The sequence below is a fragment of the Paenibacillus sp. PvP094 genome (genome assembly GCF_040546835.1).
Lineage (GTDB): Bacteria > Bacillota > Bacilli > Paenibacillales > Paenibacillaceae > Paenibacillus > Paenibacillus illinoisensis.
This window is the reverse complement of record NZ_JBEPOM010000001.1, coordinates 5,582,195-5,598,763: the sequence shown is the minus strand read 5'-3', so window position 1 is coordinate 5,598,763 and position 16,569 is coordinate 5,582,195. Positions and strand designations below refer to the sequence as shown.

Here is a 16,569-nt window from a genome sequence, read left to right as displayed (position 1 = left end):
GGAATTTAATCGTTTTGTTAAGACGATGCTTGATGAAATTTGTGGACAGCGATATGAAAATCAATTATGTTAATACTTAACGAAAGTATTTTCATAAGTGTGAGGGGCGAGAAGGATTACAAAAGGACCTATTACTAACAACACCATGCGAGTGAAGAAGATGAATGAGGAATTGGTGCGGCAAACATTAAGGACAATGAGACAAGGTACCAAATCTATGGTTGCACAAGCAACAGGGTTGAGTATCGCTACTTGCCGCAGCATATTAATCGATCTCTTGAATGCAGGGGAACTTGTGGAACTGGATATGGAGGAATCGAGCGGGGGCAGGCCTGCTCAGATCTATAAGTACAACGAAAACTATGCCTACATCGTTGCTCTCATCGTGAAGGCAGGAATCAGCCATCACTCCATCACCTATGGCGTGGTTAATCTGACAGGGGAAACTGTGGAAAAAGGGGAACTGCATACGGAAACGGATCAAATGAATGAAGCATTCATCATTCAGCTCATTGATCGCCTCATCGATAACCATCCGCAGATCCGAGCTGTGGGTATCGGTGTCCCAGGTGCAGTTCATCAAGGCATCATTAATGTGTCGGATATCCCCAACCTGGTCCATGTTCCACTGGCCGATTCCATCCGAGAAAGACATGGGGTCGAGGTTATTGTAGAGAACGACATGAACCTGACGGTGTACGGTCTATATCAGAAACAGGAATACGAAGATGAGGAGTCTATCATTGTGGCGACCTTCATTGAAGGCTCCTTACCAGGGGCAGGAATCATGATTGATGGGCATATTCACAGGGGAAATACCCAGTTTGCCGGGGAGATCGCCTTTTTGCCATTCGGTCTCTCCCATGATGAGCAGTTTAGATTACTCCATAATCGGAATACATTCCATTCGATTGCAGCACGTGCCGTGTCAAGTCTGATTGCTGTGATGAACCCCGAGACCCTTGCATTGACTGGCACGTTAGTACAGCCGGAGGATGTAGAGATTATCCGGAATGAATGTTTGAAGTACATACCAGAGATGCATATGCCTCAGATGAGACTATTGAATGACCCGGATGAGAATTATATGTTTGGATTAATTTCCATGACTCTGGAAAGCCTCTCGTATTCGCTGCAGCTTGTGGAAAAACGGAGGTAACGAAGACTATTACAATACAGAGAGGGATGCTGGATATATGGATACGAAAACGGAAAAACAGAAGATGCTCGCTGGAGAGCTCTATCAAGCTTGGGACCCTGAACTGACGCGTGATCGAGCGTACGCAAGACGGATGACTCGTATGTATAATCAGAGTACCGAAACGGATGAGGAACTTCGAACAGATATCCTGAAAAAATTGCTGGGCACAACGGGTGAGCACTTGAGCATGGAGCCTAACATCCGGTTCGATTATGGCTACAATATCCATGTGGGTGATCACTTCTACACCAATTTCGATTGCACCATCCTGGATGTGTGTGAGGTGAGAATCGGCAGTCACTGCTTATTTGGGCCAGGTGTTCATATTTATACGGCGACACACCCGATTGATCCTTTGGAAAGAAATGAAGGGCCCGAATATGGTAAGCCGGTAACAATCGGAGATAACGTGTGGGTAGGCGGACGAGCCATCATCAATCCTGGAGTCACCATTGGCAATAATGTAGTCATTGCATCCGGAGCCGTGGTAACCAAGGATGTTCCGAACAACGTGGTTGTTGGGGGAAATCCAGCCAAGGTGATCAAGAATATTGAAGTTTCGCAGTACCCTCCTATGCTGTAATGAAAGCTGAGAACACATATCTATGTAACTGCTTGTTGATATGAGATTCGTGGAAGACAGCTAAATCTGCATGATGGGATGATAGAAATAAATCAAAGCCGATATGGAGAGCGTTCCATATTGGCTTTTTTGCATCTGGGCAATTGAATCCATCTTGTGTTAACATGTGCACTAGCTAATCCTATACCATGCTTATAAAGGGGAACCCATGTCCATTCGAATAAAGATGCTGCTGTCCTTCACGGGCATGCTCGTGATAAGTTTGCTGTTTATCCTGCTTACGGCAAGTCTGTATACGATTGCGGCAACAGGAGATCTGCAGAGCTTTCGTGATATTTATAAGGTGCATTACCAGATTAACCCACTGACTGAACAGGGAGAATCGATCTTTCAAGAGATGAAGTTTATGGCCAAAAATGAACCGGATGAGCTGCAAAACAAAGATTTGCTGCGTGAATACGACATGAAACTTCGAGCCGAGAAGTCAGGTCTCTATGTCAGACGCGAGAACAGCCAGATCTTCGAATCGCTGACCTTCAACCAGCCTGAACTGAAGCAGGCACTGCCTGCCTATGATCTGAACAACTATCAGATACGCAGTACATTTAATATTGGTGAGCGCTTCTATGCCTATGCCAAATTTGACTTTAAGTATACGGACGGGGAACGAGGAAGCATCTTCGTCATACGTGAACGGAGTCCTTTTGCCGAACTGACCCGTAAGCTGCTGCCTGTGATGTCAATCCTGCTCATCGGGGTGCTCATTATTGCAAATCTGCTGCTGTTCCGCTGGATTACTCGCAGCTTCATTAAACCGTTGAATCAGCTGAGGAACTCAGCAGAGCAGATTAAGGAAGGGAATCTCTCCTTCAAGCTCCAGCTTCATTCCAATGACGAGGTTGGCCAGCTCAGCGAAGCGTTTGAGAGCATGCGGAATCAGCTGCAGCGTTCCAATGAACTCAGACAGCAGGACGAAGCCAATCGCAGAGAGCTCATCTCCAACATTTCGCACGATCTCCGGACACCGATCACCAACATTAAAGGCTATATTGAGGGGATTCGTGATGGAGTGGCGAACACGCCCGAGAAAATGGAGACCTACGTCAATATCATTCACTCGAAGGCAGTCAGCATGGATAAGTTGGTGGACGAGTTGTTCCTTTATTCCAAGCTGGATTTAAATCAGGAGCCTTTCCTCTTTAAGGTCGTAGACCTTGTTGATTTCCTTGAAGACAGCATTGAAGAGCTGAGATACGATCTGGAGGATAACGGGGTCGCACTCGATTGGGATAACCAATCGTCAGGTCCAGTTATGGCTTCAGTGGATCTCGACAAACTAAAACGGACTGTCGTCAATATAGTCGATAATGCACTGAAGTACATGGAGAATGAACACAAGCGATTCGGCATTACACTTCAAGCAGATAACGAATGGATTACGATGGCGTTTAATGATAACGGCAAGGGGATACCGGAAGAGGCGCTGCCTTACATCTTCGAGCGTTTCTATCGTGCAGAACAATCTCGCAATTCCTCGACAGGAGGAAGCGGACTAGGACTGGCGATCGCCCGTCAGATTATCGATGGACACGGTGGATCCATCTGGGCAGACAGTATGGCTGGTGAAGGTACAACGATTTATATTCAATTGAAAAGGCTGATGGACAAGGGGGAGTAGCGGCAGTGACAAGCATATTAATCATTGAGGACGAAACAACAATTGCCGAACTGGAACGCGATTATTTTGAGCTTAACGGATTCACGGTGGAGCTCTGTCATAACGGAGAGGAAGGCTTGAAGCTCGCTCTGGCGGGAGATTACAGTTTGATCATTGTTGACCTGATGCTTCCGGGGCTTGACGGCTTCGAATGCTGCAGGCGTATTCGTGAGGTGAAGGAAGTACCGATTCTGGTCGTCTCTGCCAAAAAAGAAGAGATAGACAAGATCCGAACCTTTAACTTGGGTGTCGATGATTTTATTACCAAACCGTTCAGCCCAAGCGAGCTGGTTGCTAGAGCAAAGGCTCATCTAACCCGCTACGAGAGACTGCTGGGCATGAGCAAACCGGTTGAGCAGGATGAGATTCACATTCGTGGACTGCATATCGACAAAGGATCGCGCCGCGTTTTCTTAAACGGGGAAGAGGTCGCGATTACAACCAAGGAATTCGATCTGCTTGTGTTCTTGGCGAGTCATCCGAACCGTGTGTTCAGTAAATCCGATCTGTTCGAGCGGATCTGGGGCATGGATTCCAGCGGAGATATCGCAACAGTTACGGTTCATATTCGCAAGCTGCGCGGTAAGCTGGAGACAGATCCCAAAAATCCCGATTACATTGAGACCGTATGGGGTGCGGGCTACCGGTTTACGGTATAAGTTTCGATAAAAATTAGCTTCAGTTTATATTTTGTTAATCATTTTGACCTTGGGAGTTTCTTTTTGTCCTCTATTCTATAGATACAGGCAAGACCAACCTATAGAGGAGGAATTCAACCATGAATCCGACAACCCGAAAAATCGCTGCATTTCTGACCATAACTGCATTAGGTACAGCAGTATTCCCGCTTGCTGCGAACCAAGTACATGCAGCTACATACGTTACAAACGTTGCCGCAACAACGGCACAGCTTAGCAGTCAGCAGATCGAAACGGCCATCAAGGAATTGAACAGCCTGGGGATCATGAATGGATATGCCGATCAATCCATGGGTGAACAAAGAACCATTACCCGCGCAGAACTAGCTTCACTAGTGTATAAAACCTTTAGTTTGGAAGACAAGACGGGAGATAGCGTAGATTTAACAGACGTTAATCCGGCTGCATGGTATGCTCCTTATGCAACGAAGCTTGTTGAACTGGGAATCATGGAGGCAAATGACGGTCAATTCAATCCGCAAAGCCAAGTTTCCGCTGCCGAACTTGAGCAGGTTGTATCCAAAGCGATGCAGCGTGACGTGAAATCCGTTCACCATTGGATGAGCACGTTCTATGCCGAAAACGGGTCGTCTACTCGCGGCGAAACAGCGGTGCTGCTGAACACGGCCCGCCAGGCCATTCCTTCCGAGCAGGCTAAGATCGAGAGTGTACGATCACTGAATGCCATTACGTTGATCGTGACTTTTGATAAACCACTTACAGCAGCAGATGAAGTATTTGCCAAAGCGCAAACGGATTTTGCACTAAGTGGCGGATTGACATTAACCAATATGCCTCGTCTGAAAACAGGATCAATTGCAACTTACATCGTTCCAACATCTGTTCAAAAAGCTGGTGAGGTGTATAACCTTACTTATAAAGGACAAGATGCGGGTTCCTTCGAAGGCAGTGGAACGAAATTAAACATGACGAAGGTTAGTCAAGTAACGAACGATACGTTCGAGATTGAAGCATTGCAGGAAAACGGTGTCGTTGATTATGGCTATATTATTTCGGCATACAGCGGTGGTCGAGGAGCTAATGCGTTTGTGCTGGATGAGAAGGAACAAGCAGGAGGCCAAACGTATCAGATTATCTCATCCATGCAGGCAAGACAAGTGCTGATTACGCCGGAAGGCGGAGAACCGATCGTTGCCAGATACGTTCCGTTTACGCAATCAACAGACGGCAAACAAGAACCGAAGTTCAGATTGCCTGAAGGACAAACGCTGCAATCCGGTGTCCAATATACCGTATCTTCGGATTGGGCAAACATCGATAATGCAACATTCACGGCACAATCATTTGATGCGCTGCAAGTTGCCAGTGCACAGGCCGTGAGTGAAACCTCCATTGAAGTTACACTTGCTCAAGATCCTGGGGATGAGCTGTTTTCGGGCCGAAGCGTAACGTTAACCTCCCCGAGCGGTGACACCCTGACGGCAACCTATAAATATTCAAGCCGGAAAGGCGCAACAGGAGTTTTCGACCTCGTTAACGATGGCAAATTAAATCCGGACACGACCTATGAAATCAGCCCAGTGGGTGATTGGAGTGTCGCTTCGGAGGTACCCGTAACGCTACAGTAAGGAGGCAGTATGAGTAAGTCAATCCTAATAGCTATTCTTATCAGCACGATTTTCGTCGTCCAAGGCTGTGCTCCGGCAGTAAATAACAACTCCATGGTGAAGGAGCAGGCAGCTTCCCTGAATGAACAGCTTCTAGAGGCAGCAGGAGGATCAGATCCTGAGAGGATTGAACGTCTAATTCAAGAGGGTGCGGATATCAATGCTCAAGATGATAGCGGAAGAACAGCTGCCATGATTGCGACATACAACAATGATCTGGCAACGGCTCAATTGCTGATTGAGGCTGGAGCAGATATTAACATTCAGGACGATATGAAGAATAACCCGTTTCTGTACGCTGGCGCTGAAGGGTACTTGGATATTTTGAAGCTCACGATTGAGGCGGGAGCCGATCCAGCGATGACGAATCGATATGGAGGAACCGCGCTGATTCCCGCTGCAGAGCACGGATATGTGGATGTGATACGGGAGCTTCTGACTCAAACGTCAGTAGATGTGAATCATGTGAATCGATTAGGCTGGACGGCATTGCTTGAAGCGATCCTATTGAATGATGGGAATACACGGCAGCAGGAAACGATCCAGCTGCTCATTGACCATGGAGCAGATGTGAATCTTGCGGATGGTGATGGTGTATCGCCTCTAAGTCATGCCAAGAAGAAGGGCTTCAAGGAAATCGAAGAGATTCTGCTTCAAGCAGGTGCGAAATAGAGTATATGAAGATGAAAAGAAACAGCATAGCAACGTAGCATGTGGATTATCTATTGTGCATATGATTGTAGAAGAAGTCGCCGATATGGCGGCTTTCTTTGTTTTAGACATAGAAGTTTGAAAGTTGAAATGAATACAGGCCAATCCACTCGTTTTCCGGCTTTGCAATCGCAAATGTTAGGCTGATGGGTGTTAGATATACCTTTTCATTTATAAAAATATATCTTTATTGGTGTATTATGGGTTATCATTTGAGAGGATTGAATCTTGTGGTGTGAATTTTAGGCGGAAAGGAACGGGAAAGTGGAAAGAACATTTAATACGGTTTATTCAAGAGTGAAACGGAATTTGATAACCATGACCTTATTGGGAATTTATTTTTTTGTTAGTCTCAACAGGAGCGATGAGCGATGGTCTACGATTTTTCTCGCGTTTTTTACCATATACATTTTGACTTATATCATTGTGCTGTTAAAAATGTTATTTACGAAACTAACGTTTACGTTCGGAACAGATTACGTTGTTTCCTCGAAGGGAAAGAAATTCGAAGCTTCTCAAATCAAGGGTATCTACATGAATAACCAGAGAATTGGTTTCAAGCTGCATGGCCGGTGGTTAGTGCCGATGGAATTATGTTTCTATTTTGATAAGACTGAAGAGCGCGAAGGGTTACTGCAGCTTCACCAATGGGCACAGCACAATAAGATAGAAGTGAAAAGGAAATTCTTTCAGACATGGACGTAATATATCGGATGATAATAGTGTCATTCAGCACAATCTCAAGGAAGTAGGTGTCAACATGGATCGAGACCGTATTTATCTTCTAAAAGCATTTGAACAGGCTGAAATGGCAAGAGCTGAAGGAACCTTTCCCATTGGCGCAGTCATTGTTGATAACCATGGTGAGCTCGTCAGCGTTGGTAGAAATAAAGTATTCTCTCAATGTGACACAACCGCTCATGCGGAAGTAGAAGCAATTAGAAAAGCAGGTTCATTCATGTTGGATATGAAGAGCAAGAGATTCAACCAGAATAACTTTTTAACGTTATATACAACTTGTGAACCTTGCCCTATGTGCAGTTGTACCATAATGATGACATTCTCAATCAAGCGAGTGGTGTGGGCTGCCAACGATGTAGCAATGGGGGCAATGCGCAAGTTTACAGAAGAATCTTTATTGTTGGATCAATTCAAAGACATATCTATTGAAGCTGCACCATATAAAGATCTCGAAGTGAGGCAAAGAAAACTAATGGCGGATTTCAATACAAGTCGTGGTTATTTAAGCACAGACTGGCACTTGGAAAAGATGTAACTAAAAATCTTCAAGAAATCGTCAGGACAATACACATAAACCTCTGCCACCTTTAACTAATAGATGGTTGAAAGGATTTTTCATGAAAAAAATGCTGCTCTCTATTCTATTGCTACTTTTTCTTTGTGCATGTAGTAGCAATCACTTTGATCAAGAAACATGGTTTAACGAACCAGAGAAAAGAAATAGCATGGTGCATAGCTTGCTAAAGCATTTTGAACTAATAGGCATGACGGAGACGGAGATTATTGACTTGCTTGGAGAACCTGCACAAAAAGTAGACGAGCCTTCTCGTCAATATGTTTACTATTTGGGAAGAGCAGGATTAGGAGTAGATGATCGCTTGTTACGACTTCATTTTAATAAAGAAGGTGGAATTGAAAGTCATGAGGTTACTAACGATTAGATCGTTTGCGACATAAAGTCATGGAAGATCTAAATTAGGAAAGGAGGGGTAAATCAATCGTGATTACGCTCAGAAAGATTACATTGGATAACCGACGTGCAATCTTTAACCTGGAAGTTGCAAAAGAGCAGCAAAAATATGTGGCATCGAATCTTTCAAGTGTAGCTTCGTGTTATGTTTTAGCGACCAATGGAGGTTCGCCTTTTCCGTTTGCAATCTACGCAGATGAACAACCTGTTGGGTTTGTAATGATTACGTATGGAATTACCGGTTATGATCTCCCCAACATTGCTGATAATAACTACTGCATATTACGGCTCATGATCGACAAGCAGCACCAGAATAAAGGGTATGGCCGTGAAGCACTGAAGAAGGTCATTGACTTCATTCGCACTTTTCCGGCTGGTCCGGCCAAACTTTGCTGGATTCCCTATAGCCCAGAGAATCTGGCTGCGAAGAATTTATATGAGAGCTTAGGCTTCAACGAGAACGGTGAAGTGTGTCACGGCGAGCTTGTAACGGTATTAGAACTCTGAATCATTATATAAAAAATAAAACCATGACAGTCCTAATGTCATGGTTTTTCTCATGGTTTGAGGAATATATTAACCCCCTGACAGGTAAAAATCAGTTTCTAATGAAACGTTACCTATATCCCAAACAACAGGATACCTATAATTATCTTATGAGGAACATGACCAATTTAACGAATGAAAAGGAGTAAAGAAAACACATGAAGGATTTTTTTCGCTATGACACGATGGAAGAAAGAGAATCTCTGCTGGCTAGAGCCAGAAATGTGGCACTAACTGCATTACAGCAGTATGATCTGGCATGGGAACGCATTCAGTTTATACACTTATCCGATACGATCACGTACAAAGTTGAAACAAGTACACCAGATTCTTATTTGCTTCGGATTCATTCCGATCGTTGGAGCAAGGAAGAAATACAATCCGAACTTCAATTTCTTCAATCCTTGGATGCAGTGGATGACATTCATGTCCCAGTGGGGATCACTTCTCTTACAGACTCTCCTGTAGTAGAGATGGATACGATTGAGGGTTATAGACGACCGTATGTTACGGTGATGAAATGGGTGGAAGGGGAGCATGTAAAGGGTGAAATTACGGGAGCTATAGTTACTAGAATGGGAGAAATGATGGGAAAGCTTCATGTAGCTGTTTCGGGCATTCACTTACCTCCCAACTTTGTGCGTCCTGTCTGGGGAGCAGACTCTTTTCGAAGTGAGTTGGTGAAGCTTGATCGATATTATAACCGATTTTTGTCCGATCAAGCCTGGACGGAATATCAACATGCTGTCGAGAAAATATTAAGTAGACTTGCTGATATGAACAACAATGAACAAAACTACGGAATGATTCATGCTGATTTGCACGCCGGTAACATCGTTTTCAAGGATGGTTTACCGTATCCAATCGATTTTGGAAGATGTGGCTTTGGTTATTTTCTATATGATCTGGCAGGCAGTTTAATTGGACTCTATCCCAGAGAGCGAATGACTTTTATCCAAGGTTACGAGAACGTGAGAAAACTGGGAACAGATTATATTCGAGACTTGGAATGTTTCTTCATTATGTTCATGATTGAGAACTACTGTCATCACGCCTCTAATCCAGAAGAAACGTCAAATTTATTGGATGAACAACCCTATGCTCAAGCATTAATCAGAGAATTTTTAAACGGAAACCCGTTTTTGTTTGTTCCGATTGAACCAGTGGACGTAGATAAGGTTCAGCAGTGAATTCCAAACAAAGAAATCATCGAATCCCTAGACACGCGTTATGGTTGATTCCTAACTCCCCATTCACATAACTCTTCCATAATCGGCAGCAAGCTCTCTGCCTTGGCGGTGAGACTGTACTCGACCTTGGGTGGAACTTGCGGGTACTCCTTCCGGTTCACCAGACCATCGGCTTCCAATTCTTTGAGTTGTGAACTTAACATTTTATAGGTTATCGCTCCAATCTGCCTCTTCAAGTCATTGAATCGAACGGTTTGACCTTCAGCCAAAAGGTAGAGGATCACCATCTTCCATTTACCCCCGATGACAGACACCGTATACCCAAAAGGGGTATCCTGAATGTTCTTCACTTTACCTTTATAATCAGCCATGCTCATACGTACACTATCCTTCCGGGTAGTACCTATCATTAAAGTGCGTACTACGATTATATTTTCGTTCAGTTTATACTAGCCTTAATTTCAAGTAAAGGAGAGTATCATATGTCTACAAAAACAATACGCTTGCTCATGCCGCAATGGCAGGGGGGCAACAATCCTAACTATTCTTTTGGAGCCGAACTGTTAGCCTGGCTGGCACCAGATAATGATCAACCCCTAATTAAGGTACCCGTTCATGCTTATGATGGAACACCACTTGTGAACGAGAACGGCATGAATGGAAGAACACAACTGCTGGAACAGCTGGAGGCTGCCCAGCATATCATCCAGGCTCACAAGCCGGATCGTATTGTTATGTTTGGCGGCGACTGTTTGGTCGAACAAGCACCATTTGCCTATCTTAACGAACGATATGGAGGGGACCTTGGGTTAATTTGGATTGATGCACACAGTGACCTGGTTCGATATGTGGGCTATGATAACGGACATACGCTGCCACTCGGGAATCTTCTGGGTGAGGGAGACGAGGAGTTCTCGAGACATGTGAAGGTTCCTTTGAAGCCCGAAAATATCTTTATGGCGGGATTGGCAGTTCCTACAGAACAAGAGATGGAAGTGATTTCGGAAGCATTTGAAAGAATGGGTGTATACGCTGAGGAATCAGATACAGAAGTCATTCAGAGACTGGGAATCAAAACAGCCGGAACAGAGGAGCTCTCGAGCAGCACTGAAGTGATTAAGAAATGGATCAGAGAAAGTGGAATCAAACATCTTGCCATTCACGTGGATCTGGATGTGCTAGACCCAAAAAAATTCCGTTCTCTACTATTTGCTAACCCTGACGAACCCTATGTTTTCTCACCTGCCGGAACCATGCAGTTACCTCAACTTCTGCATTTGCTTAAGGAGCTGTCGGAAGAAACAGAGGTCGTGGGACTGGGTATAACCGAGCATATGCCGTGGGATGCGATTCATATGAGAGATCTGCTCAGCGAGATACCGATATTAAATACGTAAGGTGCAAAGCTTCGAACATAGGTGTGGCTAACATTCTATCGGAATATTTGATACGATGTAGGGAGTCTGAATGAATTTGATAGAGAGCTAAGAAAGGCAGGCTGACCATGAATCTTATCTTTCCGAAAGTTAGTACACCCGAAGAAATCGCTGCGCTGTCCCGCTTGGCCGCCGAAATTTGGCAGGAGTACTACGTATCCATCATTACGCTTGAACAGATCGATTACATGATTCAACAATATCAATCGGCATCAGCTGTTACAGAACAAATCCAAGAACAGGGCTATGAATATTATTTCATGCAACGTGATGATACGCCTGTCGGATACATGTCTGTAAAAGTAGAGGAAGGCAAAATGTTCCTGAGTAAGTTTTACATCGGCAAGGAACATAGAGGCCAAGGCTACGCCAGCCTGGCGTTCGCTTTTCTGGAGCAACAATGTATAGAACGAGGCATTAACCTGATCTGGTTGACCGTCAATCGCCATAACGAATCAAGTATTGCTGTCTATGAGAAAAAAGGATTCCAGACTGTCCGGGAGCAGGTTGCGGATATCGGCAATGGGTTTGTGATGGATGATTTTGTTATGGAAAAGGCAATCCACGTTTCTTAAACGAAGCTTCCAGGTCAGTTCAACAGAATGAGTCAGACAATGAATGATTTTTTGATCAGCATAAGAGGAGAAGTCGCTTAAATAGCGGCTTTTTTTATTGCATGAAACACGGATCTGAAATTACGCATATAAATGAAAGCCCTTTCTTCATTCTATGATATACTACGTTGTAACTGACAACCCATGAATAACGAAGAGATATTTGTGCTGGTTATCCTCTCACTTTCACGCGCAAAGGAGATGTCTGAATGTTTAATGTTCTTGTTGTGGATGATGAGTGTGTTCAAAGAGAAGGAATCAAGGATTTGATCGCCCTGTATGGATTTCCTTTTCACATCATGGAAGCGGAGAACGGAAAGAAAGCAGAGCAGCTATTGATACGAAATTCAATTGATATTTTGATTACCGATGTAAAAATGCCGCTCATGGACGGACTGGAACTTAGCAGGATCGCACGCAAAACACAGCAAAATATCGATATCGTTATTTGCAGTGGATACGATGAGTTTGAATACGCACGCAGTGCCCTAAGGCTCGGTGTCGTCAATTATTTGCTTAAACCGCTTATGAAGGAAGAGTTTTTGCAGGTGATGGTAGATATTACGAAGATGAGTCCGACCGCGGGGAAGCCTGAGCCTGAAACGATGGAAATGAAGGTGATCCGGCAGGTGAAGGATTATGTGAAGGATCATTATCAGAAAGATATTTCACTAACAGAAGCAGCTCACGACGTGTATCTGTCTCCAGGATACCTAAGCATTCTGTTTAAGAAAGAAACCGGAGAGAACTTCTCCAAATATCTCACGGATTACCGGTTGAGCCGTGCGAGCCATCTGCTTGTTCACTCCAATATGAAAATTAATGATGTTGCGGTGGCTGTCGGCATTGACAACCATTCATATTTTGCCAAGCTGTTCAAAAACAAGTTCGGCGTTAGTCCGTTACAGTTCAGAGAGTGCGGGGTGCTTCATGATCGGGTGGATCAAGAGCAGGTTCAATGATATCAGGTTCCGCAACAAATTATTGCTGTCTCATCTGGTTATTGCCCTCATTCCCATTCTTCTGCTTGGACTACTCTCCTTCATTCAATCCTATCGTATTCAGATGAGAGAGCTGCGAAGCGAAGCTGAAGCAAGCATGGAGCAGGTAGCCAGCATTATGGATTACAAAATCAATCGTTACAATACGCTAAGCGAGTTTATGGTACTTAATCGGGATTTCTCTCAGATATTCACCAAAGACTATGATGAAAATTATTATCAGATGTACCTGGATTTTCGTGACATTATGGAGCCGATGATCTCGAACATCAAATTGATGGACGATGATATTGAAGGGATCACCTTCTACACATCGGGAGAACTGCTCGGAATTCGCAATAACATTTTGCCCATAGGGGAGCTGAGGAGCAAGGCGTGGTACGATGGTTTTCGGGGCAGACGCTGGATTGTGGACGGAGAGAAGCTCTACCTGGTTCAGGAACTGATCAGCAATCCAAAAGACAGCAACTTTATGGTCATATCCATACAGCATGACAGCATCTTTGGAGATCTGGATAATCTGTCTGAGCACGTATCCGTTCATATGGAAGATCCGGAACAACATATCATTTTTCAGGAAAACAGAAAGCGGATTGGTGCTGTTGATTTGGAGAAAAGGGAAATGACAGACCTGAGTTTAAGTCGATCCCTTGCCAGCAATGGCTGGACGATCTATTACAATTTGCTGAATACCAATGCCTACGCGAATGCAATGAGCATTTTTCAAATCACGCTATTCGTCATCATCCTCAGTCTGATCATTACCTTTCTGCTGATATATATCATCTCCACTAACTTTACACGCCGAATTCTTCGCCTCAAAACCAAAGTCGACAAGGTGGAACGAAACAATCTGGATGTGATCATTCAGAGTTCTTCCCGTGATGAATTTGGTGAACTGACGAATGGGATCGGGAAGATGCTCAGAAGGATCAACAGTCTGATCTCACAGGTCTATCGCGCTGAGATCGCCAAGAAGGAAAGTGAATATAACAGGCTGATTAGTCAAATTAATCCTCATTTTCTGTATAATACACTCTCATTTATCAGATGGAGGGCCGAGAAAAAGGCCGATATTGAAACAAGTTATATGGTATCTGCATTAGCACGTTTCTACAGAACGACGTTGAACCAAGGAAGGCATATGACCACGATTGAGGCTGAGATTCAGCATATTAAGGCATATCTGGACTTGCAGCTAATTATGAATGATGGTCTGTTTGATGTGGATTATGATGTTGATGAAGCGGTACAGCAGGAACAAGTCATTCATTTTGTGCTGCAGCCCATTGTGGAAAATGCCATTAAGCATGGTTTTGTGGGAGCAGCAGCGAAGGATTACGGCATTCAGATTACAGTTCAGCGAGTGAGTGAAGGCATCAGATTAGCCGTTACGGATAATGGCGTAGGCATGACTTCGGAACAGATCACACAGCTGTTAACCAGTGAAAATGGGGGATGCGGTGTGCGCAATGTGAATGACCGAACGAAGCTCTATTACGGGCAGGACTATGGGCTCGTTATTCGTAGTGAACCCGGTTACGGAACAGAAGTATCCATGGTGATTCCGGCATCTTCACCGTAAGCAGCAGGAATACTTCAAATAAAATGCTAAGTATTGAAGGCGGTTGCTTCGGCAGCCGCTTATTTGGTTTCCGAGTTAGAAATTACAAGGCCCACAAGATCGTTGAGGTCATGAAAAAAGTGATACATATCCGAAAATAATTGCATATACGCGAAAAATGAAAACGCATACAATTTGATTATTCAAGTAAATCACATAAAGGGGATGACAGGATGCACAAACGCAGCAAGATCGCTTCACTGCTGATGGCCTGTATGGTGCTCGTTGTATTCAGTGGCTGCAGCGGGGGGAACAGTGATACCGCACAGCCGCAGATATCAGAGCAGGACTACGAACCTTACGGCAAATATGAGACGCCAGTCGAATTCACGATCGGCCGTAATACCAATCATGTGAATAACCTGCCTCCTGGTGACACCATTGAGGACAATTTGGCCACACGGTATGTAGAAGATCGCGTGAATGTCAAAGCGAAGGTGGCTTGGGAAACAGACGATATGGATCAGAAGCTGTCCTTATCCATGACCACGGGTGAATTGCCTGACGTCATGTTAGTCAGTCGGGAGATATTTAATCAGTTGGTAGATAATGATCTGATCGCAGATATGACTGAGGTATATGAAAAGACAGCATCCGAAGGTGTGAAGAACATCTATGGCTCCTACGGTGATTTGCTGCTTGATCAAGTGAAGGTGGATGGCAAAATTATGGGGCTTCCGATGACAAACATCGGTAATCAACACCAATTGCTGTGGATTCGGAAGGATTGGGTAGATAAAGTGGGTGCCAAGCTGCCGGAAACGGCCGAAGATGTGTGGAATCTTGCCAGAACATTTGTGGAAAAGGACGTATCTGGCACAGGCAAGACGGTGGGTATGGTCATGGATTCAAATGCGATGAATTTTAGCCCAATGTTCGCGACGCATGGCGCGTTTCCAACGAATTGGATCGAGAAGGATGGTCAGGTGGTATATGGGTCCGTTCAGCCCGAGATGAAGCAGGTACTTGCTGAAGTTAGCGCCATGTACAAAGAAGGCTTGATTGATAAACAATTTGCAGTCCGGTCAAGTGAAGAGAAGGAAGCACTGGTGATCAACGGACAGGCGGGAATCGTTTTTAATCCATGGTGGATCGGCTATACCAATTACAAGGATTCCATCAAGCAAAATCCCGAAGCCGTATGGGTCGCGGTATCTGCACCACTGGATCAGGACGGCAAGTTCAGAACAATTCGACAGGATCCTGTGGGGGGAGGAATCGTTGTTGTGAACAAGAATTTCGCCCATCCAGAAGCCATAATGAAATCGGTCAATCTGACTACGGATTTCCTTTATTCCTTAACGGATGATGCGATCAACTACAAGAAGGAACATCCCGATGAGATGTTGACTGATGCGAGCCGCTGGAATAACGATCCTACTCAGATTCCAATGCAGGTCGATTATGACGATGTGCTGAAGCGCTATTACGAAGATCTCATGAAAGCCGATGAGTCCGGAGATGCTTCCGCCGTTCAGGAAGACCGGGTTGTCTCGTTCAAGGCTTATCAGGAATTCAAAGAGAAAGGCAATGCCGTTGACGTCAACACCTATGGCGAATATCTATCTCGAATTGAAGGACAACGAGAAGCGAATAATCCCAATCTGGAAGTGACTCCTGCAGGCTTTTACGGGACGACAGAGACGATGAAGCTGAAATGGGCGAACCTGCAAAAGCTGGAAGAGGAAACAATTCTCAAGATCATTATGGGGCAAGCTCCTATTGATGAATTTGATACGTTTGTCGATACATGGAAGCGCACAGGCGGAGATGAGATTACGGAGGAAGTGAACGAGATGGCTCAAAGGTAATACAGAATGTGCGAAGCAGGACTGTAGCATAGCGGAAGCCTGATACCAGACTTCCGCAACTGCCTTTAGCGATATGACATGCCTATAGATATAGCAAG

The 16,569-nt window shown here is 44.6% G+C and carries 16 protein-coding genes; 15 read left to right on the top strand and 1 reads right to left on the bottom strand.

Annotated features, from left to right (window positions below):
* Positions 1-160 precede the first annotated feature (160 nt).
* The 10 genes from ABIC22_RS25410 to ABIC22_RS25365 all read left to right on the top strand — a co-directional run bounded on the left by ABIC22_RS25410 (position 161) and on the right by ABIC22_RS25365 (position 9,985).
* Positions 161-1,159: an ROK family protein gene (locus ABIC22_RS25410; RefSeq protein WP_354484725.1), complete on the top strand. Its 999-nt coding sequence runs from the start codon at positions 161-163 to the stop codon at positions 1,157-1,159.
* A gap of 37 nt (positions 1,160-1,196) precedes the next feature.
* Positions 1,197-1,784 carry a sugar O-acetyltransferase gene (locus ABIC22_RS25405; RefSeq protein WP_354484723.1) on the top strand — a complete coding sequence of 196 codons (588 nt, stop codon included), beginning with the start codon at positions 1,197-1,199 and terminating at the stop codon, positions 1,782-1,784.
* Between the two features lie 208 nt (positions 1,785-1,992).
* The gene (locus ABIC22_RS25400) at positions 1,993-3,462 is read left to right on the top strand and encodes a sensor histidine kinase (protein WP_354484721.1); all 1,470 of its coding nucleotides are present in this window, start codon (positions 1,993-1,995) and stop codon (positions 3,460-3,462) included.
* A gap of 5 nt (positions 3,463-3,467) precedes the next feature.
* Positions 3,468-4,160 carry a response regulator transcription factor gene (locus ABIC22_RS25395; protein WP_354484719.1) on the top strand — a complete coding sequence of 231 codons (693 nt, stop codon included), beginning with the start codon at positions 3,468-3,470 and terminating at the stop codon, positions 4,158-4,160.
* A gap of 119 nt (positions 4,161-4,279) precedes the next feature.
* The gene (locus ABIC22_RS25390) at positions 4,280-5,788 is read left to right on the top strand and encodes an S-layer homology domain-containing protein (RefSeq protein WP_354484717.1); all 1,509 of its coding nucleotides are present in this window, start codon (positions 4,280-4,282) and stop codon (positions 5,786-5,788) included.
* A gap of 9 nt (positions 5,789-5,797) precedes the next feature.
* Positions 5,798-6,499, top strand: a complete 702-nt coding sequence (locus ABIC22_RS25385) for an ankyrin repeat domain-containing protein (protein ID WP_354484715.1) — start codon at positions 5,798-5,800, stop codon at positions 6,497-6,499.
* Positions 6,500-7,298: 799 nt separating this feature from the next.
* Entirely contained in the window at positions 7,299-7,814 is a 516-nt protein-coding gene (locus ABIC22_RS25380) for a nucleoside deaminase (protein WP_354484713.1), read from the top strand.
* 82 nt (positions 7,815-7,896) lie between these two features.
* On the top strand, positions 7,897-8,220 hold the full coding sequence (locus tag ABIC22_RS25375) for a hypothetical protein (RefSeq protein WP_354484712.1): 324 nt from the start codon (positions 7,897-7,899) through the stop codon (positions 8,218-8,220).
* 59 nt (positions 8,221-8,279) lie between these two features.
* A complete protein-coding gene (locus ABIC22_RS25370; RefSeq protein ID WP_354484710.1) occupies positions 8,280-8,756 on the top strand; it encodes a GNAT family N-acetyltransferase in 477 nt (158 codons plus the stop codon).
* 197 nt (positions 8,757-8,953) lie between these two features.
* Entirely contained in the window at positions 8,954-9,985 is a 1,032-nt protein-coding gene (locus ABIC22_RS25365; RefSeq protein WP_354484708.1) for a phosphotransferase enzyme family protein, read from the top strand.
* A 38-nt stretch (positions 9,986-10,023) separates the two neighbouring features.
* Here the strand turns inward: ABIC22_RS25365 and ABIC22_RS25360 are convergent, their stop codons facing one another.
* On the bottom strand, positions 10,024-10,362 hold the full coding sequence (locus ABIC22_RS25360; protein WP_153978407.1) for a winged helix-turn-helix transcriptional regulator: 339 nt from the start codon (positions 10,360-10,362) through the stop codon (positions 10,024-10,026).
* 105 nt (positions 10,363-10,467) lie between these two features.
* Between ABIC22_RS25360 and ABIC22_RS25355 the strand changes: the two genes are divergently transcribed.
* The 5 genes from ABIC22_RS25355 to ABIC22_RS25335 all read left to right on the top strand — a co-directional run bounded on the left by ABIC22_RS25355 (position 10,468) and on the right by ABIC22_RS25335 (position 16,471).
* Positions 10,468-11,382 (top strand): arginase family protein, encoded by a 915-nt coding sequence (locus tag ABIC22_RS25355; RefSeq protein WP_336780005.1) that lies wholly within the window; start codon positions 10,468-10,470, stop codon positions 11,380-11,382.
* A 107-nt stretch (positions 11,383-11,489) separates the two neighbouring features.
* Entirely contained in the window at positions 11,490-11,996 is a 507-nt protein-coding gene (locus tag ABIC22_RS25350) for a GNAT family N-acetyltransferase (protein ID WP_354484705.1), read from the top strand.
* 248 nt (positions 11,997-12,244) lie between these two features.
* The gene (locus tag ABIC22_RS25345) at positions 12,245-12,997 is read left to right on the top strand and encodes a response regulator transcription factor (protein WP_354484703.1); all 753 of its coding nucleotides are present in this window, start codon (positions 12,245-12,247) and stop codon (positions 12,995-12,997) included.
* Positions 12,966-14,621, top strand: a complete 1,656-nt coding sequence (locus ABIC22_RS25340; protein ID WP_354484701.1) for a sensor histidine kinase — start codon at positions 12,966-12,968, stop codon at positions 14,619-14,621. The genes ABIC22_RS25345 and ABIC22_RS25340 overlap by 32 nt, the downstream gene beginning before the upstream one ends.
* 212 nt (positions 14,622-14,833) lie before the next feature.
* Positions 14,834-16,471, top strand: a complete 1,638-nt coding sequence (locus ABIC22_RS25335) for an extracellular solute-binding protein (protein WP_354484699.1) — start codon at positions 14,834-14,836, stop codon at positions 16,469-16,471.
* Positions 16,472-16,569 lie beyond the last annotated feature (98 nt).